Here is a 25,824-nt window from a genome sequence, read left to right as displayed (position 1 = left end):
TACATTATGAATGGTTTACCCAAGTGAAGAATCTTTATTGAGAATAAGAAATAGCCCGTTGAGATTTCTCAACAGGCAATGCGCGTGTTAGTAGAACCTTATTCTAATAAATATGCGGCGTTTGCCCTGTCTCCAGCTCTTGATCAAACGTCTTTAGGAATAACTCCATAAACTGATGCCTTTCCTCTGCAAGCAGGCGGGCGGTCTCTGTGTTCATCAATGCTTTGAGCTTGAGCAGCTTTTCATAAAAATGATTGATAGCTGTCGTTTGCCCATTGCGGTACTGCTCCTTGGATAGCTGATTTCTGGGCTGCAGCCCGGGATCGTAAATCAGTTGACCCTTCCATCCGGAATAAGCAAATGTCCGGGCGATGCCGATCGCACCGATCGCATCCAGCCGATCCGCATCCTGAACAATCTGTCCTTCACGCGTGGCCATCGGTTGTTTATTGCCGCCTCCAAAGGACATTGTAGATATAATCTCCATAATATGCGTCTGATCGGATGCTTCTAAGCCAGCTGACTCGAGCCAGTCGGCAACCTTTCTCAGGCCCGCTTCCTTGCTCTCGTTCAATTTCTCATCGGCAATATCATGCAGCAGCGCTGCAAGCTCGCAGATATAAACATCTGCCTGTTCTACCTCTGCGAGCAGCTTTGCGGTACGCGTAACCCGTACGATGTGCCACCAGTCATGTCCGCTGCTATCATGCTCCATCCGGCTTTTCACATAAGACCTTGCCAGTTCAAGCGTTTTTATACGATCAGGCAACTCGCTTCATCTCCTCATCCGGCATGACATTGCTTTGCTCATGAATTTATAATCAGAATGCTAATTCACTTCAATGCGTTACCGGGCCCATACATCATGATATTCCTTGCGTCTTCTGAACTGCGCATCTGCATATGTGCAAGCCGGCACGATTTTTTTGCCTGCTTCCCTTGCATAATCGACAACCCGTTTTACCAAGTCTTCCGCGATTTTCTGTCCGCGCAGCGCCGGATCGACGTAGGTATGGTCAATCTTTAACGTGTGCTCGTCAAGTATTACGTAGGTTATCTCACCGATTACTTGCCCGTCTTCAATAACGTGAAAGCCATTGCCTTCCTGAATCGTTTCTCTCATCTTTACCGCCTCCTTATTTATTCTTATACCCGTTTTAAGACGTTAATATAGGTTTTCATTGCCAATTTATCAGGAATACGCTGGAGCCAGACGTTATATGGATTGTTTATCTCTGAACCTTTTTATGCTGTAATAACCAATGATATAATTCCGGATGATTATACACTTCGTTCATAATACTATGTTTAAGCCGTGGAAATGTCGTCATTCTAACATGGCCGCCCATACTTTCCAGGGCTGCTACCATTTCTTCCGTTCTTTGAACCGGAATCACATCGTCTGCTTCACCATGAAAGGCCCATACCGGAATATGCTTTAATAACTCCGTTTTTTCGGCTACTAACCAACCGGCAATCGGAACAACAGCTGCAAAAAGTTGAGGGGCATTGACGGCTAGATCCAAAACACCGTTGCCCCCCATACTAAAGCCGGTTAAATAAATTCTTTCCGTATCAACCCGTTCGTTTGTTACAATTTCATTCACTAGAGCAATGACGGCATCACGTTCCATTGGCCAGGTTGAGAAAAAAGGGCATTGAGGTGTAATAACAAGGAATTCAAAGTCTTTTTTGCTCTTAACAAACTCATTCAACCCGTATACGTCCAGACTGTGAATATCATCCCCGCGTTTATTCATACCGTGCAAAAACAAGATGACCGGCCACTTTTTGTCCGTCCTTGCCTCATACGCCGAAGGCTTAAACAATTGATAATGAATGCTCACCTTCTTCATGACGACTGTTTCTAATTTGTGATGTTCTACAGGCATTGGATGAACCCCTTTTCTTTATTCAATATAAAGAGTCTGCCGCCTTCCAAATCCATTGCGGGTCGATATTTTATTACAATTCATCAATGATACTGGACTTCCAAAAAACAATACCCTGACTTTTTACTGTCAGAGCAAGGATATTCTTTATTGAAGTTTTTTCTTTTTTTGGCGCTTCTTCCTATGAATTGATTTTAGTATACCCTATTATTCTGTGATTCTCCAATAAAGAAGCTGAACAGGCCTCTTTCAACGTTAAGCTGAGAGAGGCCTGTGATAACATGTCATAGATTTCCATCGCAAACATAAAATGAAATGTGGACAAGAATGCTAAAGGAGCAGACGCCGTGTTGTATGTCATCATTCTTACAGTTACCTTCATTTGGGGCATTAACGGACTGATCGACCGCCAAGCGCTTACAACCGGACATCCGCTGGAAGTGAACTTTATTACGACCGTTACCATGCTTGTAGTGGCATTTATTTATTTGCTCTCAGCTAAGCTGGCGGGAATACCGTTTCATTTTCATAAAAACACGGTCATTTTTGCGATGACTAACGGCATACTGGTGCCAACGGCGTATGTCGTTTTTTTGTACGCTCTTTCCCGGGGCGCATTAACGACCGTCGTGACGATAACCGCCACATACCCCTTAATTACTTTTATACTGGCAGTCATCTTCATGAACGAAGCCATCTCGATAAATAAATTGACGGGAATGGCCTTAATCGTTATCGGACTCTATGTATTTGTGAAGCAGGGCTGATCTGTTGTTTTTGAAACGACCGGCTGCGATACATTCACTTTATTTAATGTGCTTAAACTTGCTTCAGCATACTAACAAAACATATAATATTGACATATGTTTCTAGCGAACGGAGGAAAGCAGTTGAATCGGACCCATCGGCAGCGCTTAGTTCGAACCCTGATTGTCATTACAGTTGCAATTGGATTATTTACACTTTTTTATTTTGTTATCCCTCTCATCTACCCTTTCTTGCTAGCCTGGCTTCTTGCCTATTTGATGAACCCCCTTGTGCGATTTCTTCAAAAAAAAGCCCGTCTCCCCAGGTGGCTGGCCGTTACATTAACCTTGCTGCTTTTTCTTGGCTCTATAATCGCAGTTGTCACGGCTCTCATTACAAAGGTTGTAACTGAAATCATGGCGTTATCACAATCAATGGATGGCATAATTCGATTCTGGCAAGAAAGATACGAGCAATTCATTCAATCCGCTGAAGTACAAGGCGTTATTAATTGGATCAGCACCATTTATGATGAAAACCCGGATTATCAGCAGACGATCAATACACGATTGAACGAAAGCGCCGATACTGTAGCACAAATAAGCTCCGATGTGCTTGCCACATTCTTTAACGGAATTATTAGCTTTATCGCTGCGTTACCAAGCTTTGCCACGATTCTGATCGTTATCCTGCTTGGCGCCTTCTTCATCAGTAAGGATTGGAGCCGCCACAAGGAAAGGTTCAGCAGCTTGCTCCCCGAGGGAATCCGCAAGACGACAGGCATCGTCTGGAAAGATCTAATACAGGCTTTATTCGGTTATTTGCAGGCCCAATTCATTATGATCTCCATTACGGCAGTAGTTGTCATTATTGGATTATTCGTCTTAGGCGTTAACTATGCGATCACAATTGGCCTCTTGATCGGGCTTGTCGATCTGCTCCCTTATCTGGGCGTTGGGGCTGTCATGGTTCCATGGATTGTTTATCAATTTATATATGGTGATCTTTATTTGGCCATTGGCTTAACGATCTTGTATGCTGTTATTTTCATCGTGCGTTCCTTGATTGAGCCTAAAGTACTCGCCAGCAGCATCGGATTGGATGCATTATATACCCTTATCGCCATGTTTGTTGGACTCAAATTATTCGGTGTACTGGGACTCATTATCGGTCCGGTATCGCTTGTTATTCTCATTACGTTAAATCGTGCTAATGTGTTCAAAGATATTAAACGATATATAAAAGGGAGCCCTTCGGCTCCCTGATTGTATGTATACTTTGTATTGGTAAAACTTCATTTATATGCAAGAGGTGATGTAATGGTTAGATATTTAAGGCTTCTTGTCGGACTATTTCTGTTTGCCGGCCTCATTTACTTTTCGATCTCGCTCGGAATTAAAATTTTTAACGAAGTTCCGTCACATGAAGAAGATTTCTATACCCCTCTGCTTGGAACGATCATCTTTGCATTTACATTCCTGTTCTTTATTCTATGGAATCGCATGAATAAGCTATAGCTGTTGCGGTTCCTTCTCATCCTCTTCCTGGACCAGCTTCTCGTCATGCTTGATAATTTCGATCTTACGAATCCGATTTTTATCCCTTTCACGTACGATGAAGGTGAATGAGTCATAATGCCACTCTTCCCCTTTTTTCAATTCGGGTTGTTTACTGTACAGCCAGCCGCCGATCGAGTCGACATCTTCATGCTCCAGGTTTGTTCCCAACATATCATTAAGTTCATCAATCAGCAGGATCCCATCTACCAGGTAGTGGTTTTCTCCGATCGTTTCGAACTCTTTCTTCTCATCCTGGTCAAACTCATCGCGAATTTCGCCTACAATTTCTTCTAAAATATCTTCGATTGTGATAAGGCCTGACGTTCCGCCGTACTCATCCAGGAGCAGTGCGATATGGACTTGCTCCAGCTGCATCTTTTTGAGCAGCGACTTAACCGGCATGACCTCAGGCACCGTCATAACGGGTTGAAGCAGCGATTTAAAATCGAAATCCGGATTGTTATCATAACGCAGAAAAAATTGCTTCGTATTCACAGTACCAATGATATTATCTTTGTTCTCCATTGCAACGGGAAACCGGGTGAACTGCTCTCTTTTGATGATAGCGAGATTTTCAGCAAGTGACTTGTTCGCATAAAGACACGACATATCCGTACGAGGCACCATAATTTCACGTGCTAACAGCTCATCAAAGGTAAAAATCCGGCTTACATAACCGAACTCCGTCTTATTGATCTTACCGCTTTGGTAGCTTTCCGACAAAATAATGCGGATCTCTTCCTCGGAGTGCGCTTCTTCATGCTCGCTTGCAGGACCCATACCGAACAACCGTACCAGTTTGTTCGCCGATCCATTTAATATCCAGATGAAAGGGTACATAATTTTATAAAAGAAAATAATAAGCGGCGCAGTAATTACAGAGATCAATTCCGCCTTTTGAATCGCCACTGTTTTCGGTGCGAGCTCACCAAGCACAACGTGCAAATATGTAATGGAGGCAAAAGCAATACCAAAGGACAAAAGAGAGGTTACATTTTCTCCAAGGCTCATTGCTGCGAACAACGGATGGAGAAGCTTCTCCACTGTCGGTTCACCAAGCCAACCAAGTCCCAGGGCCGTAATTGTAATCCCAAGCTGGCAGGCTGATAAATATCCATCCAGATTCGTTGTAACCTTCTGTACAGCAATCGCGTTCTTGCGCCCCTCTAACACCATCTGATCCACCCGGCTCGGGCGAAGCTTAACTATGGCGAATTCCGTTGCGACAAAAAATGCAGTTAGTACAATTAAAATCGCAACCAAAACCAAATTGAAAACCATGGCTACCTTCCTTCATACATAATTTTTGTGAGATCTTAATTGCCAGTTCTTGTGAACTTATACCTATTGTAAATGTAACGGAATACATACACAATGTGCTGTGTCGTTCATTTTCGGTTGTTTTTGACGTTAATAACGTTGTTTCAAGTTAAAACAAGGCAAGATCTTTCATTATTGGGCTTTGACATGTGCTCAGCATCATTTTATGATAAGTTCATAAGAACTTTTTCCTGAATAGAGGCGTAAAGATGGAAACATTAACATTCACCCGAAAAGAGATGGCCAGTCTCCTCCTTTCTTTAAATGGAACGTCACCTAAGTCACCGCTTGGAATGATTCAAGACATATGGAGACTAAGACATCAACATGATTTGAATCAAGGAACGCCTATGACGGCTTTTATCTCGATGGATCTCCCTCCAGTGTTGGAACGCATGATTAAATCCGCTGTGACTCCGGCCTTTTCACTTCATGAAATCGTGTCATTGGGAGCTCAGATCGAATATACACATTTCTCCGCTACATCCATCCAAAACTGGGTAAAGCGGGATTTCAAAGATTACATCGGCCTTGCTGAAGAAGGGAAGAAGTATTCCTTGCAGCAAGTCGCTTTGATCTTTATTATTGAGGATCTTCGTTCTGCGCTGGACTATGAATCCATTCGCAAGTTCTTTGACATTGTGTTTCATGTTTGCGATAAAAAACGTGACGCATTAATTCAACCTCTGGACTTCTACGCGACTTACTCCGATTTGTTCGAGGATTTGGATGCCCGCTTCAACATCTTGTTTAATGAACGGAATGATACGATTAATAAATGGGATCATTTGATCAATGAAGTGGCCAAGGAATACGTCGCATTACGAACCGAGTTAACAAATGACAACCAAAAGGCTACCTTGCAAAACGCTATCCATATTGCCATGATTTCGGTACACACGTCCAGTTTTCACTCACTGGCTCGCCGGTATGTCAATGGAATGGTCTTTTTACATGATTTACACTAGGGAGGTTTTATAGAAACATGGATGAGGTTTGGTTATTGGTTAAATTTGCATTACTGGGACTATTGCAGGGCTTTACGGAACCGATACCGGTCTCCTCCAGCGGACATGTTGTCATTGCGCAAACGTTATTTGGAATGGAAATTCAAGGTTTAGGCTTCGAAGTACTGGTTAACTTCGCTTCTTTACTGGCAGTCTTGCTCATCTACAGAGCAGATTTGATTCGGTTGACACGAAATGGCTGGTCATACGCGCTTCATCGGGATGAAGCCTCAAAAGCTGATTTCCGTTTTATTGTCTATTTAGTCATTGCGACAATTCCCGCCGGCCTGATCGGTTTTCTATTCAGTGACGTGATCTCCGATACATTCAAAGGATTGACAACGATTGGCGTCACCCTTCTGATTACGGGAGCAGCTTTATGGTTGATCAGAAATATGCGGGGCAAAAAAAATGATGCGGAATTAAAGCTGAGGGATGCCTTTATTATTGGTTTGGCCCAAGCAATCGCATTGATTCCGGGCATTAGCCGCTCCGGAGCAACAATCGTCGCAGCGATGGGACTCGGATTGAAACAATCCACCGCTTTAAGGTTCTCATTTCTTATGTTTATCCCGGTTAGCATCGGCGGCATGATTCTGGAAGGAGCGGACTTGATTCGCGATCCGGAGCTTTCAACCTTAGCTCTACCCTACGCAGTATCTTTTATCTGTTCCTTATTCGCATCATACTGCGCTTTGCGATGGTTCATGGGAATTATGGAGCGAGGCAATCTCAAATATTTCTCGTACTATTGCTTTGCCGCCGGTGCAGCAATCCTATTGTTCCTGGCGTGAGGAAAAGAAGCAGCCTGTCACGGTCTGAGCCGCGCAGGCTGCTTCTTTATTAATCCATTCTAAAACCGCCGTCAGAGTGAATGATCTGGCCCATCATCCCCTGCGCTTCATCACAAGAACCGATAATCGAATCGCTGCTCGACATTCATTATGAAAGAGCCATTTCAATCTGCTCAGCCGGCATATTCGGAAGGTCATCCGTGAATAGCGACCAGTCCAACTTCATCTCTTCCTCCGTTAGCAAGCATGCATCAAGCTCAGTAACGATGTGCTCGCGATCCATATCAATGCCGATAAATACAATCTTGTTTATCCGGTCGCCGACCTTCGCATCCCACTGCTTCTGCAGCTCCTCGTCCTCCCCCAGCAGCTGGGCCTGCTCCTCTTCCGGGAGCGCAGCGATCCAATAGCCGGCTGGCCCGAATTGTATGGAGGGCCCAGCCTGGCTTATATTTTGCGCCATTTGATTGCGGGTTGCCAGCCACATCATACCTTTGGCTCTGACAACCTCAGCCGGCCAATCACTCAACCAGTCCAATAATCTTCCTGGATGGAAAGGCCTAATACGTTCATATACGAAGGAAGTAATCCCGTACTCTTCTGTTTCCGGGATATGATGGGATTGCTGCATTTCCTTCATCCATCCCGCTGAAGCACTTGCCTCCTCGAAATTGAACAGCCCCGTATTCAATATTTCATGCGGCTCTATCATCCCACGGGCCGTCCGGATAAGCTTTGCACGGGGCTGCAGCTTTCGCATGACCTGCTCCAGCTCCTGCAATGCAGACTCTTCTACAAGATCGGTTTTGTTCAGAATCAGCACATCGCAGAATTCGATCTGATCGATAAGAAGATCGACAACATCACGCGTATCCTCTTCTCCGACGGCTTGATTTCGCTCCAGCAGGCTCTCTCCGGACGAATAGTCATGCCAGAAACGATAAGCGTCAACAACAGTAACCATCGTGTCCAATCGGCAAAAACGGGACAAATCGATGCCGTGCTCCTCATCGATGTATGTAAAGGTTTGTGCGACAGGAATCGGTTCACCCACGCCTGTCGATTCGATCAGGATGTAGTCAAATCGATTCTCCTTCGCCAGACGTTCCACCTCCCGCAGCAGATCCTCCCGCAAGGTACAGCAGATGCAGCCGTTTGACATTTCGACCAATTGTTCATTCGTACGGGATAAACCGCCGCCGTCTTTGATGAGTCCGGCGTCTATGTTCACTTCGCTCAGATCGTTGACGATTACAGCCGCCCGCAAGCCTCCGCGATTATTCAGCACATGATTAAGTATCGTTGTTTTACCTGCACCAAGATATCCGCTTAGTACGGTTACCGGAATTTTCTGTTGTGACATTGAAAGCCCTCCATTTGTTTACATTCTCGACTCCTTTATACGTAATCATTACGCTTTTATGAAAAAGAAAAAACCGAGAAGTTTCGGCTTTAATAGTAATAATTACGCTTTGCTTAGTTTATCAAGGATACTAGCTTACGTCAATCTTATTTTTATCTTAATAGCCTACTTCAACTGCCGCCACGACAACATAGATCAGATCATTTTTATCCTCTTTATCCGGCAGCACCACACCGCTAGTTGTCAGCATACCGCCATCAATCACTTCTATCGTTACTTGGCCGTAAGGAAGCGCCGCTTTGACCTGTTCCATATCCAGCAGCTCCCGATCGCAAGGGACAGCCAATTTGACATGGACCTTCATGTTATCCAAGCTGTTCCCTGGAAGTATGGAGCGCAAGCCCGGCATTGAATTATGATGAATCGCATTTTGAACGGCACGCACGGACGCTTTCGTCACGTTCTGTCCATGAAGATCTGTTCCCATTCCGATTTCAACAAACATTAATTTTTCCATATCATTCCCTCTTTTCATTCGATTATTTTAACATGCCGTACACATGGTCAACCGAGCGCAGCGCATATTCGAAATGCATTGGTACCCCATCCTGCAAAATGACTAGACACGGCACGCTTGTTATCTTCCAATCATCGCGAAGCAAAGGCGCGTAGTTGATATTGACTTTATGAATAACGGTAGAAATGGAGGTCGATTGGATGATTTCAAGCATTTTTTCCGCCAACTTGCACGTTCCGCAAAACGGCGTAAAGAAAAATACAGCAGCTTTGCCTGTCTGTTCGTTTATAACCTTCTTTAACTCCCGTTCGCTTATTTCCTCAATCGCCATCTGCTCAGCCCCTTTCACCAATCATTCATGACTTCGTTATTGTGAACCGAATTTAATATCGTTATAATGAACGCAGTTTACTAATTAAAAGGAGAATCGCAATGAGCCGCAAAGATATAGAAGAACAGATTATCCGCGATTATGAGCGCGACGAGCATATGATGATTCTCGTATTTGCACAGTGGTGTGTCAATCATGACCTCGATCCGCACGAGGTTTATCTGCGGGCCTATCCGCAGCAAGCCGCCAATCCTGCCCTGCAGCAAGCAATAACATTAACCGTATCTAAAGATGAGTCTGACGAGATTCTCGATGATACCCTGCTTGGCGTCCTGTCGCTGTTCGGAAACGAAGAGCTCGCATTTGTCGTCACAGAAGAGATGCAGAATCGAAAGAAGAATTAACCTCGAACAGAATGGGGCTGCCGCCGTTTTTGGCAGGCAGCCCTTTATTATGCCGGGATGCTCAGGCAATCGTCTCTTTCAGCTTCACTCCCTGAGGCAAAATTGCTGTAACCTGATCACGCACCGTTTGCACTTCATGAAGCTCTGAGCTGAGAATCGCTACGATTCCCCGGTCCTCACGCGAGCGGATTAACCGTCCGATTCCTTGCCTAAGGCGCAGCAGCATATAAGGCATGTCTACCTCATCAAACGGGGATTTCACGATTAACCGCTTTGCCATAAACACTGGATCCTGGGGCGGGAACGGAAGCGACCATACGATAACGTTTGTCAAAGCTGGTCCGGGAACATCAAGCCCCTCCCATAAGCTAACCGCGCAAAGGATGCTCGCTTCGTCGTGTTGGAAGGTATGGATAAGGTGGCTGATTTCCTGATCCCCCTCATATAAGAAACGCATCTCCGCGCATTCCGGATATTGCGAGATGTCCTGCTTGAAACGCTGTAAATCATCTTCTGCCGGGAACAAGAGCAGGGCGCTGCCTTTCGTTCGCACAAGCAGCTGCACGGCTGCCTCCATCTTCTCTTCAAATGTGCCGCCTGAGGCCCAATTGGGCGCCGTGACCTCCATCTGCTGTTCATAATCATAAGGGGATGCCACGGAAAATGACAAATACTGCTCAATTCCCAGACTATCGGCTACATATTGAAAAGAACCATCTGCCGATAAAGTCGCCGAAGAGAAAATGACGGGCATCTTCAAGCTGAATACCTGTTCTCTTAACACTTCTTTAACCGTCCTGGGCATGATAGCCAGTGACAGTCCTTCTTCGCTTTCAGTCACCCAACAGATCAACGTATCCGATTGATGGAATAAACCCAGCGCCTTTTGCATCATTTCGATATGTTCTTCGACAATCCTCAGCTGATAATCATTTAATGTATAAAGCCCGCTCTCGAACACCAGCTCTTCTTCAATCGCTGAAAGGACATTTTGAAACGTACGCACTTCGTAAAGAAGCCGTTCATTTATAATCACTTGCTTTCGTTCAGAACCGGAAATCGTCATGCTCTGCCTGCCAAGGATCTCAAACATCAGCTCGCTTTGTGTGATTGCCTCATCCACAAGCACGGCCAACGATTCACGGATTTCGCCCTGCAGCAGCCTTGTAATCAGCTCTTCGAATACAGCATGCTTAAGCTTATAGGTCAATGCTTTCTGAGCAGCCGATTCGAGCAGATGCCCTTCATCAAAAATAACCGCGCAGTGCTCCGGAAGCAGCGGCAGTTGGCCTTCCCGCTTTCTTCCCTCATACGTCCATACATGCTCCATATAAAAATCATGCGAGCAAATGATTAAATCACCTGAACGGCGATAATGATCGCGGGATAAGGTTTGTCCACAGCGGTGGCGTTTATCGCACACAAAACAATCCTGGAACGCATCCCAATTGATCTTGTTCCACTGCGAATCATTTAAATGCGGATATAACTTGCGATCTCCGTATGCATAGAACGATTGCATGCCGCCAGGAGAACGAACGAAATCAGGCAGCTCTTCATATATCCCTTCAAACAGCTCAGCTTCCTCGTCCTTCACTCTCGCTTCGTCAAGCTTAACGAGGCAAACGTATTGATCGGGAGATTTGCCAAGCCGCGCATCAATCGCCAGGCTAAGATGCTCGGCCAGCTTTGCCAGATCGCCTTCCGGCTTAACCAGTTGCTCGATCAACGATTCATCCGCGCAGGCGATAATCGCAGGTTTTCTAGTATAGCGGGCATAACAGATCGCGTATAACAAGTAGACGAGTGTTTTCCCGGTCCCCACGCCTGCTTCCGCGAACATCGTCCTTTTCTCGGCAAATGCCTTCTCAAGTTGAAATGCCATATAGATCTGTTCATCACGCACTTCAAAGCCGGCCTCCGGCAAAATATCATAAAACACATCCGCAACCCATTCGCCAACTTGCTGTAAAAAGGGCTGCGAAGGATTGTATTCAAAAGGATAACGATCCACTGAAATAAAAGCCTCCATACACTCGAATTCAAAAGTTTATTATCTCATGATTTGCGGTGGAAGTATAGCTATACCTGACCAGCAGCAGCAAAAAACGGCTGGCTTCTCGCACCAACCGTCACTTTTGCTTTATATGGCTTTACGAATTTTCACGCGCTGCAGGCGCAAAGCGTTCAAAACGACCGATACCGAGCTTAATGCCATTGCCGCCCCTGCTACCCAAGGCGCCAGCAAACCGATAGCCGCTACCGGTATGCCAAGCGAATTGTAGGCGAGCGCCCAGAACAAATTCTGCCTGATATTGCCCATAGTCCTCCGGCTCATATAGATTGCGTCGGGAATGCTCGCCAGGTCGCCGCGCATCAGTGTTACGTCTGCCGCTTCCATCGCTATGTCGGTACCTGTGCCGATCGCCATTCCGATGTCGGCCGTTGCCAGAGCCGGCGCGTCATTAATGCCGTCACCGACCATGGCTACTTTCTTGCCCTGATCCTGCAGTTTTTTCACTTCTTCCGCTTTGCCTTCAGGCAGCACTTCTGCTAACACGCGATCAATGCCAACCTGTGAGGCAATTGCCTTTGCAGTGCGTGTGTTGTCGCCCGTAATCATGATCACTTCGATTCCCATATCCTTAAGGCGTTTGACTGCTGCGGCAGAGGTTTCTTTGATCGTATCGGCTACAGCTACCATACCGGCATACTCATTATTCACAGCAACCAGCATCGCTGTTTTGCCCGCCTCTTCAAGCAAGGACATCGTGTCATAAATTTCCTTCACATCGATGTCATACTTCTCCATTAACCGGCGCGTACCGATAAGCAGTTCATGGCCTTCTACCGCAGCACGGATACCATAACCCGGGAGGGCTTCAAATTCTTCCGCATTTCCCAGGGAGATATCTTTACTCTGAATCCCTTTTACGATGGCTTCAGCCAGCGGGTGCTCCGAATTTTTCTCCGCACTGCCGACTAGCCGCAGAAACTGCAGCTCATCCCCTACTGCAATCACATCGGTCAGCTCCGGCTTCCCTTTTGTGACGGTACCCGTTTTATCGAGAACAATCGTATCGATCTTATGGGTAAGCTCTAAGTGCTCTCCCCCTTTGAACAAAATGCCAAGCTCTGCCGCCCGGCCCGAGCCTGCCATTATGGAGGTCGGTGTTGCTAAGCCAAGGGCGCATGGGCATGCGATAACAAGAATCGCAATGGCGATTTCGAGCGATCCGGCAAAGTCACCCGGCGTGATAAAGAAATACCACACCGCAAAAGCAGCGATCGCAACGCCTACAACAATCGGGACGAATATCCCCGAGATGACATCGGCTACCCGTTGGATCGGCGCCTTCGAGCCTTGTGCTTCTTCGACGACTTTAATAATCTGCGCAAGAGCCGTTTCTTTTCCCACCTTCGACGCTTGAATCTTCAGCACGCCATTCTTATTAATCGTAGCCCCGATTACATGGTCTCCCTGACGCTTCTCAAGCGGAATACTCTCCCCGGTTAGCATCGATTCATCAACCGCAGAAGTGCCTTCCAGTACGACACCGTCCACCGGCACCTTCTCACCCGGACGCACAAGCACGATATCCCCTACGATCACTTCCTCAACCGGCAGTACCGTTTCCTGTCCATCCCGGATGACAAGTGCCGTTTTGGCTTGCAGTCCCATCAGCGATTTGATTGCTTCCGATGTACGTCCTTTAGCAAGCGTCTCGAACAATTTTCCCATAACGACAAGCGTAATTAAGACGGCACTGGTTTCATAATACAACGCAGGGCCATGATGGGCTGAAGCTCCATCCAGATACCACACGATTGACAAATACAAACTGTAGAAATAAGCGGCGGATGTACCTAACGCGATGAGAACATCCATATTTGCGCTCCTATTGCGAAGAGCTTTATAGGCACCAACATAAAACTGCTTGCCGATATAGAATTGCACAGGCGTGGCGAGAATGAGCTGGAACCAGGGGTTCATAAAAATTTCCGGCATATAGATCCATGATGTGAAGGAGAAATGACCGACCATCGCCCATAACAACGGTAATGAAAGGATTCCGGATAAAAGCAATTTTTGTTTCTGTTTTTTCAATTCAAGCCCGCGGCGGTTCTGAGCGCCGCTCTCTTCTTGTTTCGGCGTCGCTTTGTATCCCAGGTTATGTACCTTTGCTTGAATATCGGCAACAGAGACATCTCCTGGCGAATATTCAACATGAGCCGTTTCCATCGCGAGATTAACGGTTGCATTCGAGATGCCAGGAAGTTTGTTCAACCCTTTCTCGATCCTTGTAGCGCAAGCGGCACATGTCATTCCCTCGATGTTGAAATCAACTGCCTCTTTCACGGTTCCGTAACCTAACTTTTCAATGCTGCTTTGCAATATGGGCAGATCCACTTTAGCGGGATCATACGAAACACTGGCCTTCTCAAGTGCAAAGTTAACATTAGCCGAGCTCACGCCATCAAGCTTGCCTAGTCCTTTCTCAATTCGATTCGCACAAGCGGCGCAGGTCATGCCTGTAATTTGCAAGGTGGTTTGTTTCTCATCCTGTCTCTTGTTCGTATCCATCATTCCCAACTCCTTACTAGGGGTCAACGCTGTTAAATTATTTCTTAACTTGATCCCAGTATACCCCCCTCCCCTATTTTAGTCAAGTATTTTTACTATACCCCCCTTATGTATGTTGAAAAGAGGTGCTGCCCATTCCTTCTCACACCTGCTTTAGGCCACATCGACAAGCACAACATTTGATATCCGGTGTTATTGTTGACGGGGCAGGCTATCGCTGTGCCGCCATCAGTAATAGCTCATACAATGGATCTATGCGATGCCTCTATAATTTCTTATGAAAATAATGATCTAAAAGAAAGGAAATCAGCCCTTGAACAGAAAAACTTCCCTCCAATGGCTGGCCAGCAAGTGGCATAAAACACAGCTATTGTGCAAGAACCCGTTATTTAATTCCTATATCCCGACAACAAAAAAATTTAATTCTAAAACGCTGTACTCATTACTGAACACATATGGCATGGTTTACGTTAAGCCTAATCGGGGAAGCTTCGGCCAAGGCGTGATGAGGATCGAGAAAACCGGCACCGGATTTCGTTACCAGCACAGGGAGCGGCTCAACGTTTTTAACACGTACGATGCCATGTATCATTCGATCGCCAAGGAAATCGGCAAACGCGAATATCTGATCCAGAAAGGTATCTCCCTTTTAAAGTATAAGGGCAGACGATTCGATATCCGTGTTATGGTCCAGCGAAATCCTTTCGGGGAATGGGAAACGACAGGCATCATCGGCCGTCTTGGACACCCCAAAAAAATCGTAACCAATTATCACAGCGGCGGTACCCCTATGTCTGTTGATATCTTACTAAAACCCCATTTGAATCCTACACAGATCAAGCAGTTTAAAACGCGATTAAACAAATTAGGACTGCAGGTTGCCGAGCAATTCCAGCGAAAGTACAGCGGCATCAAAGAAATCGGTATCGATATCGGCATTGACCGCAGTGTATTTCCGCAAATCCTGGAAGTCAATACAAGGCCTGATCCGTATATTTTCAATCAACTGCCTAATAAAAGCATGTATCGTAAAGTGATCCGTTATGCACGAGCCTACGGAAGAATTAAATAATTCGGCCTAGTCTACTGGGGGGGAGATAAATGTATGTAAAAAAGTATCGCAGCAATTCGTTGAAAGGAAAACTCCGGGTGTGCCGATACTTATTAGACAATCCGGATACGAAGCGGCTTGTCCCAAATACCGTTTCCTTCTCCAATAAAAATCTGACAAAAATGTCTGAAAAATATAAATCGCTCTACATTAAACCGGATATCGGCTCCCAAGGCATTGGCATTTTCAAATTGATACGCGTTTCCACTGGTTATGACTTATTTTCAATTCAAAAAAAAGAACAGAAACGGCAGCATTTTTCAAATTTGCCGTCCCTGTTTCAGTATTTAGCCGCGCATATACAGAAAAAAATGATCATACAGCAAGGCATTTCTCTGGCTAAAACAAATGGCCGTCCGTACGATATCAGGGTCATGGTCCAACGTAAACCGAAAGGCGCTTGGACATGTACCGGATTATTGGTTAAGGTCGGAAGGCCAAAGAAAATCGTAACGAACCATTATCAAGGCGGCAAAGTGATTACCATGGACACGCTTTTGAAACAAATGGGCTTATCTTTAGATCGTCGCAAAGCCCGGATCCGCCATCTATCCGATAAAGGAGTAACGGTTTCACGAGTGCTGAGCGCAAAAAAAAGCGGCATGTATGAAATGGGCATCGATTTTGCTTATGATAACCACCATCGAATCTGGATTCTTGAGGTCAACTCCAATCATCCGCAATTTTTTCCGTTAAAAAAGGTAGACCTCTCCGCCTATAAGCGAATCCGTTCCTTCGCACGCAGCTACGGCAGGTTTGATGATTAAGTAACCGCTCGTTAAAAAGTCGTAAACCCGAGTATATTCTGAATTGTGTATACTGTCTGTTTTAAGAAAGGAAGCTTTTCAGCTTTTGTCTCATACGGCAGCGTATATTCTCCATCCTGATTCGACCACAATCGTTCAAAATAACTTTTCACCTCTTCGATGAACATCGAATCCGTCGGCGCTGATACCATTAGATTCGTCTCCAAATTCAGATCATCAACATTGCGGCGGGTAAAGTTTGCTGAGCCTCCAATAACAACGCTGTTCTTCTCGCCTTCTAACAGCAGCAGCTTCGTATGATACTGGTCCTGATCCGCATTGAACCAACGAATGTCAATCGACTCGCCGGAACGCTGTTTTAACTCCGCGGCAACCGGTTTATTAGGCAAGCCGCTCTTTTGTTGACCAAAGGCATTATCATTAGGGTCGAGAATAAGCCTGACATCTGTTCCGCGCTCCGAGGCTTCCAGCAGCGCTCTGACGATACTGCGATCCGCCAGGTAGAACATGCCAATCCATAGCCTGTTCGTCGGCTCAGCTTGCTCGATTGCCTCAATCACCCTTTGTCCAATGCGTCCTTCTGTCAATACGCGCACGGCAGCCTCGTCATTCGTATCAGACTGTTTCGCCTCAATAGAAAACTCATTTTCATCGATTGAAAGCTCGGTCCCGCCCGACATCCGAATGACAGCCTGCTCGGCACGCCATACTTCACGAAGTATATCACCGCTGAATCGGAAAGCGATATTGCTGTGATAGGCACTTGCATCATGCACGTTCGCGGAAGCGATGATACCGGTTTTCTCCGTTATTAGAACCTTTCGATGGTTTGCCTTGACATTCAGAAGCTTCAGATAGGATCGTACTGTCACCTTCGGTGCCATATCGGAAAAAGGATTTTTTATCCAACCGGGCCCCTTCTGCCCAAACCATTGGAAGAACATCCTCCACATCCCTGAATAGAGCGGATTAGAATCTCTGAGCTTGTCCAAATCAGACATCACGATCTGCGCGCCGGCTTGCTTCAAGCGTTCCAGCTCAGGCGAAGGATGTGAGCCATAGGTTGTATTGATCTCATCCGTAATAAGGATCACCTTGAGCTGCGGATACCTTTCCATCTGGCTGATTAATCGGTTTACAATCTGCTCGCTAAGAGCAGGAAAGCTCTGTCCCTGGTTGTGAAAGGTTGTAAACATAAACATATCGAATACGATGAAGCGTTCTGCCTCTTCGATCGCTTGATACCAGGCTTGATAGATCTGATCTTCGAATTCGCGTTTTCCATCGTTATCGTATGAAATATTGTACAAAAATTCGAGGTTTTGGGCCGGATACCAATCACTTTCGTACGAAATTCCTTCGGGAAGCTTTTTGTTCGTATGGAACAGGATCGTTGACAGAAACAGCATAAGCACCAAGCCAACGATGATCCATTTTCTATAGCGGATCCATTTTTTTTTAGGCATAACCGGAACTGGATTCGGCATGCAGCATCCCCCTTCATTCATCTTATCGTCTCTACCGATGCTGTCACTTTATTACCCTGCCGGGTATACCCTTGAACCACGCAAAAAGACACTGCGTCGAAGCCGGCACAGTGTCTTTAAATAGATAAGAATCTATTGAATTAATGTTTGATGATCCCTATTATTTCTTTGATCTTCTGAATCGTTGCAATGTGATCTGAATTTTGTACGCGATGCTCACATTCACGTTTAAAATGGACCTCTTCCGTGAAATGATCGAGGTATTCCTGAATCACATCATACGGCGTCAGCTCCTGCTGCATTCGGACGATGACATCTTCTTTGGTGGAATAAATGAAAATACGAACGGCACGATCGCCGAAGTGCCGCTTAAACATTAAGGAGCCTTCACGGTTGACGACGACAATAGCAGCCTGCTTAGCTTGTATAGCTCCCATCAAATCAGATGATGCGATGCCATATTTCCCCCGCTCCAGCTGTACCGATTGAAAAAATTGGCCGTTCTTCTGCATTCCATCAAATTGCTCTTCAGTCACAAAATGATAATGGATGCCTGTTCTCTCATTCGGACGGATTACTCTTGTCGTATAAGGCCTGATGTAGGGAATGTCGGTTTCTCTACTAAGCTGATAGGCGAGCTTTTTCCGTCCGGACCCGCTGGAACCGGTGATGACGATGACTGCCGCTTCCTTTTCCGCCTGGTTTGCAGGGAACGCCGGTTGATGTACAGGTACTGGTGTTTCGCGGCGCTTGCTTGACCAACTCCACATGCGAATCAACCTCCCATGTCGTATCTGCAAGATGTCATTTTGATACTTTTAGTATATCAGACAAAATAGAGACTGAAAACGCCTACAATGGCGCATCTTCACCTCCTTCATCAGAAATAAGTGAAACCTTCAATTCCGAACTAACGTTTATACCTGTATAGTAAACTGGGAGGTGGCTTTTTGTTTACAGATATGAATGAGCGGATAGCACAATTGAAACTAAATATACGGTATAAGTCAAACTGGGAGCAGCGGCTAGAAAATTTGAAGAACGAATTAGAACGTGAAAAGCATAATCGGGAGCAATGGCAGCAGCAGTTAGCTATGGAAGAGCGGGATGTCGAAAGGCTTAGCAGACTTACATTAGGTGCTTTATTTTATAACATGATCGGAAAAAAAGAGGAAAAAATCTCACAGGAAGCCGAAGAAGTGCTTCTGGTTAAGCTGAAGCTTGAAGAAGCTGAGGAAACGGTTCAGGATCTGGAATCGGAAATCGAAGATCTGGAATATATGCTCGCTGGAATCCGTTCTTCGGAAAGTGATTTGGAGCAGCTGCTGGTTGAGAAAAAGCAGCTTATTCATGAACGGCATCCCGAACTCGCCGGAAAATTAAATGAGCTGACCGATCGCGAGACAGAGATTCAGACGAATAATAAGGAATTAATCGAGGCCATTCGTGCAGGACAGTCTGTCGTCATTGACCTGGAGCATGCCCGAGAGCAACTTGGCTCGGCGCAAGACTGGGGCACCTGGGATATGCTGGGCGGAGGCATGATTTCTACAGCAATTAAACACGGACGCATCGATGATGCGCGCTCCGCCATCCATTCCGCCCAACGAAGCTTACGACGCTTTGAAAAAGAGTTAACGGATGTGCAGCGGGATCTCTCTATTCAAATCGATATCGGAGGATTCCTTACATTTGCCGACTTCTTCTTTGATGGGCTTATATCAGATTGGATCGTACAAGGGCGCATTTCCGAATCACTGGAACAAGTGAACAGCAAGCTTGAACAAGTCCGCAGGATCGTAGCGGAGCTGAATACCCAGCAGCGCAAAGCGGAATCTGAGCTGTATGAAGTTCTCAGAATATCCAGCTCACTCATAGAAACCGCATAAAAAAGAGGGGATTTTCTTCCCCTCCCGGCTGTGGATAAACCCAAATGATGAGAATTAAAACTTGGCAGAATCCCATAAACTTCCCGTCCACAGCAGATCGTCGCCTTGGTTGACTCCAGCTGCAATTTTGTCGCCCGGAATTTCCATCCTCTTTCCTTCTACGTCGATAATCGCTTTATTGTGATCCAATCGGATAAAAATAGCCTGACGTCGGATTGTGCATTTCGCCTTCTTTTGATGCTCTTCCTGCTTGCTCATTTACATAACCCCATCACATCAGCTAATTGTCATACGGCCTATATTTATTGTCGCTCGAAGAATGATGTTTCGTTTCCGTTTTTCTTCTTTCTTCCTCAGCCTCAAGCTTCAAATCTTCCATCGGAATTTGATCAACATGCCGCTCGCTTAGATAACGGTCGGACATGCTTTCCTTATCTGAGGGGTATTGTTCAGGATTGTCCCGCTTTCCTGTTTGTTCAACCTTATCCGGCGTTTTCTCCCATTCATTCATAACGTCCACCTCTCCTCGGTTAGGTTATACGTTATTAATCCTCAGAAGATAAGACTAAACATTTTCTTATGGCTGAGGCTTCACCATGGCTTCGATATCCTCTATGTCAGCCATGGCCGGAATGGTTATTTGAATTTTCGCCAATCCATTTTGCTGTTCTCAAGAAGGTGGGAGAAATCCTGCTCAAGTCTCTTCTCCTCTGCTTTGCGGGCGTGCTCCGCCTGTTTTCGCTCTTCTTCCTTGCGTTTTGCTTCATCGGTTTTAAGCTGTTCCGATTGTTCCTTCAGTTTATTCAAAATTTCAGGATTCAACAAATCCTTCAATGTTGCCGGCTTGTCCTGGTTAGGCCCACCCGAAGGTTGCACAGGTCTTTTCTTCTTTGGCATCCTTGTGTCACCTCAGTTCGTACTCTTTTCATACCTACCTTCCATTATATCTTGACTCCGTGCTGTTGTCAGTAAAGGGAGTTATGTTACAATGAATCTCTAACCCTGAATACTAAGGAGTACAATAATGGCACATAACCGCAAATTAATAACAGACCAAGATTTTAATGAAGCTATGGAAGCCCAATCTCGCATACGTGTCTTCAAAGATGACCAAATCGTCGATTCAGGCGGAACGATTACGCGTTTTAACGACACGACGATTGTGACCCAATCCGGTGTCAGCGATATCAACTATCATGAAAGAGAATCGTGTGAGTTTTTTGCTATGAAAAAAAAGTAGATACATCTCACCATTCGAATGAGCACAGCTAGATTATTTATTCCGGTTTCGTTCGTCTAATGGGCATAACCATCATATCATACGCGGCTGCTGTGAACGGAAAGATTGATTTCGCTTCATCAACCAGCGGCGGGAGGTCTTCTGCACTGTATCTGGTGCTGAAATGTGTCAGAATGAGCTGCTTTGCCCCTGCCCTTTGTGCGGTCTCCGCTGCATGAAGCGTTGTGGAATGCCCGTATTCCAACGCTTTCTCTGGAAGCGAAGCATTAAAGGTCGCTTCATGAACAAGTATATCCGCATCTCGCGAGATGAGCAGGGCATTGTCACAAGGACTTGTATCGCCGAGAATTGTTACGACACGCCCGGGAACTGCTGGCTCGGTAACCTCCGCCGCTTTGACCGTTCTCCCATCCGGAAGCACGATATCCTCGCCATTCTTTAGCTTTCCGCACATCGGGCCCGATACGACTCCCATGGCGCTTAATAGTTCTGCTTTTAATCGTCCGACCCTAGGCTTTTCCGTCACCCGATAGCCGAAGCTCTCGATTCGATGATTTAACTTAGCCGCTTCTACGGCATAATATTCATTCTCAAATATAACGCCCTCTTCTATTTCCTGGATATGAATGTCATAGGTTATGCGCGTAGCAGTCAGCTTCAATGCTGTCTCCACCCACTCACGAATCCCTTGCGGACCGAATAGTTGCAGTGGTTCTTCTCCCCCAAGAAATGCACGACTGCTTAGAAGTCCGGGAAGCCCGAATGTGTGATCGCCATGCATATGCGTGATAAACACGTTGTCAAGCCTGCTTAATTTATATGCTGTGCGCATAAGCTGATGCTGCGTACCCTCTCCGCAATCAAACAGCCAGAAATTTCGGGATTGCGAAATCTGAAGGGCAATCGCCGAAACATTTCGCTCCTTGACAGGCCTACCCGCCCCTGTGCCTAGAAAGATTAACTCCATGGTAAGCCTCCTCTTTTTCATCGTTGTTAAGTCATACAAAGATTATTATCCGATCAAGAGCAGGATAAACCTCTTAAGCATGAAATAAAAGCTGCAAGCTGGCTCGGTCTAGACCAGACTCACCTGCGTACCGCCTTTAACTTCTCGAACCGCTCCATCCACTTCCAACCATACGGAAGCAAAGGAAGGATTGTAGACGAATGCCATCGAAGCGGAAAACTGCAGTCGCCCAAAGGCATTTATATAATGAATGATTTCAATATTTGTCGCGAACCAGATATCTTCCCGCATCCCTATCAACTCACAAAAACGCTCCATGAGCTCCCAATTATGATCAAGATCAAACTCATAGCTATGACCCCAGACATACATCATATAGAGATATTGTTTCTTATGAAGCCGGATAAAATCCTCAGCAAGCTTTAACAGATTGGATTTATGATGGCAGGTTGGTCTCCATTCCATGTAATCGTCAGGCATCATAAAGCTTCCATGGCTTTCCACCGATCTAGCGTATTCAATGCCCAGATGAGGCAGCATTTCTTTAATCTGTTTGTTAAATGAACCATTCGGATAAGATAACCCCTTTACCGGATAGCCGACGATTCGCTCCAAATTTGTTCTGTCCTCCACGATTTCAAAAACAATTTGCTCATTAGGGCAGCGTGCAATTGTCGGATGAGTCAATGTATGTGCAGATACCTCGTGTCCCCGGTAGAGCGCTTCCAATTCTTCGCTTGGAATCCGGTCACCCTCGCCGAGCATGCCTGAATTAATATGGAATGTTGCTTTTATCCCATACTTATTGAATAGATCAACCAGCCTTCTATCGGCTGCCCTCCCATCATCATAACTCATCGTAAGCACCTTATGTTTCCCTTCCGGGAATGTCATCGTTACTTTAGGCAATGTATCACACCTCCGGGTATATAAGCATTCTTTAACATCATATCGCTAACTTCCATTATAATACAACTTTAAGCCGCTGCTCGGCGGCATCATTTTTTTGAGATAACTCCTTGTTTAGCTGCATACAATGGACATGACTACATAATTTGGAGAGTTGGAATGAAACCAATATCACGAAAAATCGTTTCTGTATGCGGCGGAAGTATACTTATCGCATCCGCAGTTCATTTCTTTATATTGCCTTATCAAATTATTGAAGGCGGCATGATCGGCATAGGCTTGCTCACCAGCTATGTATCGTCCATCCCCTCAGGGGTAGCCATATTTTTGTTAAGTATACCGATCTATACCTTTACGTGGTTCGTCAACAAGTCACTTATCTGGTATAACCTCACTGGCATCATCATCATCACAAGCTTACTAAACGTCCTCGATGTGCTCCCTAATCAGCCGTTATTTTCCCCTTTAAACAGCGCATTGATCGGCGGCCTGCTGATTGGAGTTGGGGTTGGCATATTGTTAAATTGCAACATTACAACGGACGGGATCGATTTATTGGCGAACTTGTTCAGCCACAAAACCAAGATTAATGTAGGCATTCTTATCTTTGCCCTGGATATCATAATCCTGTGTGGGGGCATGTTTGTTCTCAATCGAGATGAGATCATATTATCCGGAATAACCGTTACCGCAGTAGGCTTTGTTACCACACTGCTCACAATGAACAATCATAAGGTCAACCACACTCATAACATACCATCATAGAAAACCCAACCGCCATGGCGATTGGGTTCACATTACTAAACACAGCATTAGCTGAATCTTCAAAATCCTTACACCCGGAACAATCCATGTCCTTCAAGCGACACGATTGGCTCCATATCCGCTATTAAACCTGGATCCTGAGATTGAAGTGCAACATGAACTAACCATTTGGTAAAGCTCGCTACGTTCATGGTCTCCATCTCCTGTAAACTGAAAAACCCGGCATCATCCACTTCAAAGCCGTCCGGTTTTGGTTCGCCGCCAACATATTCCATAGAAAAAGCGATATACACATTATGGATGGATCTTGGCAGATCCCTTACAGCAACAATGCTTTTTACATCCGCATCAATTCCGGCTTCCTCGAGCACTTCTCTGCGGACCGTTTCGTGAATCATCTCAAGCTGTTCAATATATCCCCCGGGATTGGTCCAATAACCTTTCCCAGGCTCTTGAGCTCTGCGAACGAGCAATACTTTATTATCCCTTAGAACGAGTGCGCCAACACCTACGCTGTAATTGCCCCAGTGCACATAACTGCATTGCGGACATGCCTTCCTAGGAAAACCGTCCACCTCTCTGACCGCCAATTTCGAACCGCACGAAATGCAAAATAATGCTTCCACTTATACGTCACCCTGTCTGTATGTAATGTCAAAGCTAAGATAATTAATTATATTTCATCAAAACCTATTTCGATAACCTGCGTTTAAATTCCTTTATCTCACCTGGATCAAGCTGAAACCATTATTTTCAAGCCATTTCACCTTGAATAATCTTCCTTGGCAAGTGGAAATCTAAAACATGCTTACTTAAACTGTATCACAGGAGGCCGCTTATGGATACCAAGGCATTTGTTAATAAAGTGAAGGACACGCAAATGAAGGACCAAAAAAATCGCGAACATCAAGGCAAGGGGACGCCATCCGCCAAGCTTCCAACGAAGCAGCACAGCAACAATCCTTAATCGTTAAAAGGCTGCCGCCGGCAGCCTTTTAAAAATTCTAATCGAAGTCTATACAAACACTCTTAACGCATTGGACCAATTTCAACCATTTCCTTAAATAGCATGCAAAAATCCACTGAGCCAATTCAGTGGATTTCAGTGAAGATTGTCAGTGCAAAAACTGGGTTAAACCAATGCGCCTGCATCACGTACAATTTGCATAGCCTGTTCAAAATCTTTTTCCTCAACGACAACAGTGAGGAGAATATCTTTTCCTGTGGTTTCGTTGTCAGAACCGCCTGAGCTCATTCCACTGGCACTCACACTAGCTGCAGCGAGAATACCTTCATCGCGGTCAGGAAAATCGCCGCCCAGCGTAAGATACCCTAAACCCTGAAAATTACCCGTAATCGGATTTTGAATATGGTCGCTCCCTTCGCCGGGGTACCCATCAAATCGATCGATAGAGCTGTCTACCAAACTTAGATTTTTCATTATGGATAAGGCCTGTTCCGCTTGCTCCGGGCTGTTAAAGAAAGCCAGAATATTTTTTTCAGCCATAATGCACCCCACTTACAAGTTTTCGTCTTCCCCAATACTCTGCACTTTTTATGCTTGTTTATTTTCTTCATGATCAAGCTTGATTTTTCGATTGCCGAGCTGTTGTACACCATCACTTGTACCCGCCATGTATACATCTGCGAGTTGCACTTGAATTAACTCATTGCCTTTTACATGACGATCCCTCGCAGCGTTTTTCTTATTCTTGTTTCTCACCACACACTTATATATAAGTTCTTTACCTGTCGGCAATTCGTATTTAAATGATTTACAAAACAACATCGACTTATACTCTTTGCGTCATGCTAACTGTTACCATGATGAACAACAAAAATCATCGTATTTGGCAACGCACAAAGTACAATAGAAGCAGCCTTGTCATTCCTCTGGATTCTGTTGCACGAACTGTAATAGTATCAGCATGCGAAAAACTTCACGGCATTTCACTGTGGGAAAGTTTTCATGAAGTTCGCAGTGACCCTTGATACTCTAGAACATTAAAAAAACCTGCTGAGGGTTCCTCAACAGGTTAAAGCTGCAGCCTATCAGCTGAAAGCTTTATAAATAAAATAACTTACACCTTAAAAACCGGATGCGAAATTCATGAATTACCTTAGCTGTCTTGCTGTTGTTTAGGATAAGCCCTCGACCGATTAGTATTCG

At 45.4% G+C, this 25,824-nt stretch carries 31 protein-coding genes; 12 read left to right on the top strand and 19 right to left on the bottom strand.

Going from position 1 to position 25,824, the window contains the following annotated elements:
- Positions 1-103 precede the first annotated feature (103 nt).
- From IEW11_RS16480 to IEW11_RS16470, 3 genes are all read right to left on the bottom strand, one after another.
- A complete protein-coding gene (locus tag IEW11_RS16480; protein ID WP_308422748.1) occupies positions 104-769 on the bottom strand; it encodes an HD domain-containing protein in 666 nt (221 codons plus the stop codon).
- 78 nt (positions 770-847) lie between these two features.
- On the bottom strand, positions 848-1,123 hold the full coding sequence (locus tag IEW11_RS16475) for a GNAT family N-acetyltransferase (RefSeq protein ID WP_188532171.1): 276 nt from the start codon (positions 1,121-1,123) through the stop codon (positions 848-850).
- Positions 1,124-1,229: 106 nt separating this feature from the next.
- Positions 1,230-1,892 (bottom strand): carboxylesterase family protein, encoded by a 663-nt coding sequence (locus IEW11_RS16470; RefSeq protein ID WP_188532170.1) that lies wholly within the window; start codon positions 1,890-1,892, stop codon positions 1,230-1,232.
- A 347-nt stretch (positions 1,893-2,239) separates the two neighbouring features.
- Here IEW11_RS16470 and IEW11_RS16465 point away from each other — a divergent pair, with 347 nt between their 5' ends.
- The 3 genes from IEW11_RS16465 to IEW11_RS16455 all read left to right on the top strand — a co-directional run bounded on the left by IEW11_RS16465 (position 2,240) and on the right by IEW11_RS16455 (position 4,156).
- Entirely contained in the window at positions 2,240-2,659 is a 420-nt protein-coding gene (locus IEW11_RS16465) for an EamA family transporter (RefSeq protein ID WP_188532169.1), read from the top strand.
- Between the two features lie 123 nt (positions 2,660-2,782).
- The gene (gene ytvI / locus IEW11_RS16460) at positions 2,783-3,904 is read left to right on the top strand and encodes a sporulation integral membrane protein YtvI (protein WP_229725354.1); all 1,122 of its coding nucleotides are present in this window, start codon (positions 2,783-2,785) and stop codon (positions 3,902-3,904) included.
- Between the two features lie 54 nt (positions 3,905-3,958).
- Complete coding sequence (locus IEW11_RS16455) at positions 3,959-4,156, top strand: hypothetical protein (RefSeq protein ID WP_188532167.1); 198 nt, start codon at positions 3,959-3,961, stop codon at positions 4,154-4,156.
- On the opposite strand, the gene IEW11_RS16450 is transcribed toward IEW11_RS16455, so the two are convergent.
- A complete protein-coding gene (locus IEW11_RS16450; RefSeq protein WP_188532166.1) occupies positions 4,151-5,479 on the bottom strand; it encodes a hemolysin family protein in 1,329 nt (442 codons plus the stop codon). The genes IEW11_RS16455 and IEW11_RS16450 overlap by 6 nt on opposite strands.
- A gap of 248 nt (positions 5,480-5,727) precedes the next feature.
- Between IEW11_RS16450 and IEW11_RS16445 the strand changes: the two genes are divergently transcribed.
- Both IEW11_RS16445 and IEW11_RS16440 read left to right on the top strand, forming a co-directional pair.
- The gene (locus tag IEW11_RS16445; protein WP_188532165.1) at positions 5,728-6,486 is read left to right on the top strand and encodes a DUF1836 domain-containing protein; all 759 of its coding nucleotides are present in this window, start codon (positions 5,728-5,730) and stop codon (positions 6,484-6,486) included.
- A 17-nt stretch (positions 6,487-6,503) separates the two neighbouring features.
- Entirely contained in the window at positions 6,504-7,319 is an 816-nt protein-coding gene (locus IEW11_RS16440; RefSeq protein ID WP_188532164.1) for an undecaprenyl-diphosphate phosphatase, read from the top strand.
- Positions 7,320-7,467: 148 nt separating this feature from the next.
- On the opposite strand, the gene IEW11_RS16435 is transcribed toward IEW11_RS16440, so the two are convergent.
- From IEW11_RS16435 to IEW11_RS16425, 3 genes are all read right to left on the bottom strand, one after another.
- Positions 7,468-8,682, bottom strand: coding sequence for a GTP-binding protein (locus tag IEW11_RS16435; protein ID WP_188532163.1), 1,215 nt, complete (start codon positions 8,680-8,682; stop codon positions 7,468-7,470).
- A 157-nt stretch (positions 8,683-8,839) separates the two neighbouring features.
- On the bottom strand, positions 8,840-9,199 hold the full coding sequence (locus tag IEW11_RS16430; protein WP_188532162.1) for a Lin0512 family protein: 360 nt from the start codon (positions 9,197-9,199) through the stop codon (positions 8,840-8,842).
- A 22-nt stretch (positions 9,200-9,221) separates the two neighbouring features.
- Entirely contained in the window at positions 9,222-9,530 is a 309-nt protein-coding gene (locus IEW11_RS16425) for a thioredoxin family protein (protein WP_188532161.1), read from the bottom strand.
- 101 nt (positions 9,531-9,631) lie between these two features.
- Between IEW11_RS16425 and yxiS the strand changes: the two genes are divergently transcribed.
- Complete coding sequence (yxiS, locus tag IEW11_RS16420) at positions 9,632-9,934, top strand: protein YxiS (RefSeq protein WP_188532160.1); 303 nt, start codon at positions 9,632-9,634, stop codon at positions 9,932-9,934.
- A gap of 61 nt (positions 9,935-9,995) precedes the next feature.
- Here yxiS and IEW11_RS16415 read toward each other — a convergent pair whose 3' ends face one another.
- Positions 9,996-11,948 (bottom strand): ATP-dependent DNA helicase, encoded by a 1,953-nt coding sequence (locus IEW11_RS16415; RefSeq protein ID WP_188532159.1) that lies wholly within the window; start codon positions 11,946-11,948, stop codon positions 9,996-9,998.
- 129 nt (positions 11,949-12,077) lie between these two features.
- A complete protein-coding gene (locus IEW11_RS16410) occupies positions 12,078-14,519 on the bottom strand; it encodes a heavy metal translocating P-type ATPase (protein ID WP_188532158.1) in 2,442 nt (813 codons plus the stop codon).
- A gap of 313 nt (positions 14,520-14,832) precedes the next feature.
- On the opposite strand from IEW11_RS16410, the gene IEW11_RS16405 reads away from it, so the two are divergent.
- Together IEW11_RS16405 and IEW11_RS16400 are read left to right on the top strand one after the other, a co-directional pair.
- Positions 14,833-15,591, top strand: coding sequence for a YheC/YheD family protein (locus tag IEW11_RS16405; protein ID WP_188532157.1), 759 nt, complete (start codon positions 14,833-14,835; stop codon positions 15,589-15,591).
- Positions 15,592-15,620: 29 nt separating this feature from the next.
- Entirely contained in the window at positions 15,621-16,397 is a 777-nt protein-coding gene (locus tag IEW11_RS16400) for a YheC/YheD family protein (protein ID WP_188532156.1), read from the top strand.
- 11 nt (positions 16,398-16,408) lie between these two features.
- On the opposite strand, the gene IEW11_RS16395 is transcribed toward IEW11_RS16400, so the two are convergent.
- Both IEW11_RS16395 and IEW11_RS16390 read right to left on the bottom strand, forming a co-directional pair.
- Positions 16,409-17,884, bottom strand: a complete 1,476-nt coding sequence (locus IEW11_RS16395) for a phospholipase D family protein (protein ID WP_229725352.1) — start codon at positions 17,882-17,884, stop codon at positions 16,409-16,411.
- 140 nt (positions 17,885-18,024) lie between these two features.
- The gene (locus IEW11_RS16390) at positions 18,025-18,654 is read right to left on the bottom strand and encodes a guanylate kinase (protein WP_188532155.1); all 630 of its coding nucleotides are present in this window, start codon (positions 18,652-18,654) and stop codon (positions 18,025-18,027) included.
- Positions 18,655-18,834: 180 nt separating this feature from the next.
- Here IEW11_RS16390 and IEW11_RS16385 point away from each other — a divergent pair, with 180 nt between their 5' ends.
- On the top strand, positions 18,835-19,773 hold the full coding sequence (locus IEW11_RS16385; RefSeq protein ID WP_188532154.1) for a coiled-coil domain-containing protein: 939 nt from the start codon (positions 18,835-18,837) through the stop codon (positions 19,771-19,773).
- A gap of 54 nt (positions 19,774-19,827) precedes the next feature.
- Here IEW11_RS16385 and IEW11_RS16380 read toward each other — a convergent pair whose 3' ends face one another.
- The 3 genes from IEW11_RS16380 to IEW11_RS16370 all read right to left on the bottom strand — a co-directional run bounded on the left by IEW11_RS16380 (position 19,828) and on the right by IEW11_RS16370 (position 20,670).
- On the bottom strand, positions 19,828-20,031 hold the full coding sequence (locus IEW11_RS16380) for a hypothetical protein (RefSeq protein WP_188532153.1): 204 nt from the start codon (positions 20,029-20,031) through the stop codon (positions 19,828-19,830).
- Between the two features lie 22 nt (positions 20,032-20,053).
- Positions 20,054-20,284, bottom strand: coding sequence for a YczO family protein (locus IEW11_RS16375; RefSeq protein WP_188532152.1), 231 nt, complete (start codon positions 20,282-20,284; stop codon positions 20,054-20,056).
- A 125-nt stretch (positions 20,285-20,409) separates the two neighbouring features.
- Positions 20,410-20,670 (bottom strand): YqkE family protein, encoded by a 261-nt coding sequence (locus IEW11_RS16370; RefSeq protein WP_188532151.1) that lies wholly within the window; start codon positions 20,668-20,670, stop codon positions 20,410-20,412.
- A 127-nt stretch (positions 20,671-20,797) separates the two neighbouring features.
- Between IEW11_RS16370 and IEW11_RS16365 the strand changes: the two genes are divergently transcribed.
- Entirely contained in the window at positions 20,798-21,013 is a 216-nt protein-coding gene (locus tag IEW11_RS16365; RefSeq protein WP_188532150.1) for a hypothetical protein, read from the top strand.
- A gap of 37 nt (positions 21,014-21,050) precedes the next feature.
- Here IEW11_RS16365 and rnz read toward each other — a convergent pair whose 3' ends face one another.
- Both rnz and IEW11_RS16355 read right to left on the bottom strand, forming a co-directional pair.
- Entirely contained in the window at positions 21,051-21,980 is a 930-nt protein-coding gene (rnz, locus tag IEW11_RS16360; protein WP_188532149.1) for a ribonuclease Z, read from the bottom strand.
- Positions 21,981-22,088: 108 nt separating this feature from the next.
- Positions 22,089-22,889: a polysaccharide deacetylase family protein gene (locus IEW11_RS16355; RefSeq protein ID WP_188532148.1), complete on the bottom strand. Its 801-nt coding sequence runs from the start codon at positions 22,887-22,889 to the stop codon at positions 22,089-22,091.
- Between the two features lie 159 nt (positions 22,890-23,048).
- On the opposite strand from IEW11_RS16355, the gene IEW11_RS16350 reads away from it, so the two are divergent.
- Complete coding sequence (locus IEW11_RS16350; RefSeq protein WP_188532147.1) at positions 23,049-23,654, top strand: YitT family protein; 606 nt, start codon at positions 23,049-23,051, stop codon at positions 23,652-23,654.
- A gap of 68 nt (positions 23,655-23,722) precedes the next feature.
- On the opposite strand, the gene IEW11_RS16345 is transcribed toward IEW11_RS16350, so the two are convergent.
- Positions 23,723-24,280, bottom strand: a complete 558-nt coding sequence (locus tag IEW11_RS16345; protein WP_188532146.1) for an NUDIX hydrolase — start codon at positions 24,278-24,280, stop codon at positions 23,723-23,725.
- Between the two features lie 212 nt (positions 24,281-24,492).
- On the opposite strand from IEW11_RS16345, the gene IEW11_RS16340 reads away from it, so the two are divergent.
- On the top strand, positions 24,493-24,621 hold the full coding sequence (locus IEW11_RS16340) for a DUF4023 domain-containing protein (protein ID WP_188532145.1): 129 nt from the start codon (positions 24,493-24,495) through the stop codon (positions 24,619-24,621).
- A 165-nt stretch (positions 24,622-24,786) separates the two neighbouring features.
- On the opposite strand, the gene IEW11_RS16335 is transcribed toward IEW11_RS16340, so the two are convergent.
- Positions 24,787-25,161 (bottom strand): hypothetical protein, encoded by a 375-nt coding sequence (locus tag IEW11_RS16335; RefSeq protein WP_188532144.1) that lies wholly within the window; start codon positions 25,159-25,161, stop codon positions 24,787-24,789.
- Positions 25,162-25,209: 48 nt separating this feature from the next.
- Positions 25,210-25,443, bottom strand: coding sequence for a hypothetical protein (locus tag IEW11_RS16330; protein WP_188532143.1), 234 nt, complete (start codon positions 25,441-25,443; stop codon positions 25,210-25,212).
- Between the last annotated feature and the right edge of the window lie 381 nt (positions 25,444-25,824).

The sequence above is a fragment of the Paenibacillus abyssi genome (assembly GCF_014640295.1).
Taxonomy (GTDB): Bacteria; Bacillota; Bacilli; order Paenibacillales; family Paenibacillaceae; genus Paenibacillus_D; species Paenibacillus_D abyssi.
Note: the sequence above shows the minus strand (reverse complement) of the source record. Positions and strands in the feature narration are given on the sequence as shown.

Bases quoted from the DNA above. Each gene is read 5' to 3' on its own strand.
- IEW11_RS16390 (WP_188532155.1), bottom strand. From the start codon at position 18,654: ATGTGGAGTTGGTCAAGCAAGCGCCGCGAAACACCAGTACCTGTACAT.
- IEW11_RS16445 (WP_188532165.1), top strand. From the start codon at position 5,728: ATGGAAACATTAACATTCACCCGAAAAGAGATGGCCAGTCTCCTCCTT.
- IEW11_RS16470 (WP_188532170.1), bottom strand. From the start codon at position 1,892: ATGCCTGTAGAACATCACAAATTAGAAACAGTCGTCATGAAGAAGGTG.
- rnz (WP_188532149.1), bottom strand. From the start codon at position 21,980: ATGGAGTTAATCTTTCTAGGCACAGGGGCGGGTAGGCCTGTCAAGGAG.
- IEW11_RS16450 (WP_188532166.1), bottom strand. From the start codon at position 5,479: ATGGTTTTCAATTTGGTTTTGGTTGCGATTTTAATTGTACTAACTGCA.
- IEW11_RS16440 (WP_188532164.1), top strand. From the start codon at position 6,504: ATGGATGAGGTTTGGTTATTGGTTAAATTTGCATTACTGGGACTATTG.
- IEW11_RS16365 (WP_188532150.1), top strand. From the start codon at position 20,798: ATGGCACATAACCGCAAATTAATAACAGACCAAGATTTTAATGAAGCT.
- IEW11_RS16400 (WP_188532156.1), top strand. From the start codon at position 15,621: ATGTATGTAAAAAAGTATCGCAGCAATTCGTTGAAAGGAAAACTCCGG.
- IEW11_RS16380 (WP_188532153.1), bottom strand. From the start codon at position 20,031: ATGAGCAAGCAGGAAGAGCATCAAAAGAAGGCGAAATGCACAATCCGA.
- IEW11_RS16430 (WP_188532162.1), bottom strand. From the start codon at position 9,199: ATGGAAAAATTAATGTTTGTTGAAATCGGAATGGGAACAGATCTTCAT.
- IEW11_RS16425 (WP_188532161.1), bottom strand. From the start codon at position 9,530: ATGGCGATTGAGGAAATAAGCGAACGGGAGTTAAAGAAGGTTATAAAC.
- IEW11_RS16455 (WP_188532167.1), top strand. From the start codon at position 3,959: ATGGTTAGATATTTAAGGCTTCTTGTCGGACTATTTCTGTTTGCCGGC.
- IEW11_RS16410 (WP_188532158.1), bottom strand. From the start codon at position 14,519: ATGGATACGAACAAGAGACAGGATGAGAAACAAACCACCTTGCAAATT.
- IEW11_RS16395 (WP_229725352.1), bottom strand. From the start codon at position 17,884: ATGCCGAATCCAGTTCCGGTTATGCCTAAAAAAAAATGGATCCGCTAT.
- IEW11_RS16475 (WP_188532171.1), bottom strand. From the start codon at position 1,123: ATGAGAGAAACGATTCAGGAAGGCAATGGCTTTCACGTTATTGAAGAC.
- IEW11_RS16330 (WP_188532143.1), bottom strand. From the start codon at position 25,443: ATGTTGTTTTGTAAATCATTTAAATACGAATTGCCGACAGGTAAAGAA.
- IEW11_RS16435 (WP_188532163.1), bottom strand. From the start codon at position 8,682: ATGTCACAACAGAAAATTCCGGTAACCGTACTAAGCGGATATCTTGGT.
- IEW11_RS16370 (WP_188532151.1), bottom strand. From the start codon at position 20,670: ATGCCAAAGAAGAAAAGACCTGTGCAACCTTCGGGTGGGCCTAACCAG.
- yxiS (WP_188532160.1), top strand. From the start codon at position 9,632: ATGAGCCGCAAAGATATAGAAGAACAGATTATCCGCGATTATGAGCGC.
- IEW11_RS16340 (WP_188532145.1), top strand. From the start codon at position 24,493: ATGGATACCAAGGCATTTGTTAATAAAGTGAAGGACACGCAAATGAAG.
- IEW11_RS16335 (WP_188532144.1), bottom strand. From the start codon at position 25,161: ATGGCTGAAAAAAATATTCTGGCTTTCTTTAACAGCCCGGAGCAAGCG.
- IEW11_RS16350 (WP_188532147.1), top strand. From the start codon at position 23,049: ATGAAACCAATATCACGAAAAATCGTTTCTGTATGCGGCGGAAGTATA.
- IEW11_RS16375 (WP_188532152.1), bottom strand. From the start codon at position 20,284: ATGAATGAATGGGAGAAAACGCCGGATAAGGTTGAACAAACAGGAAAG.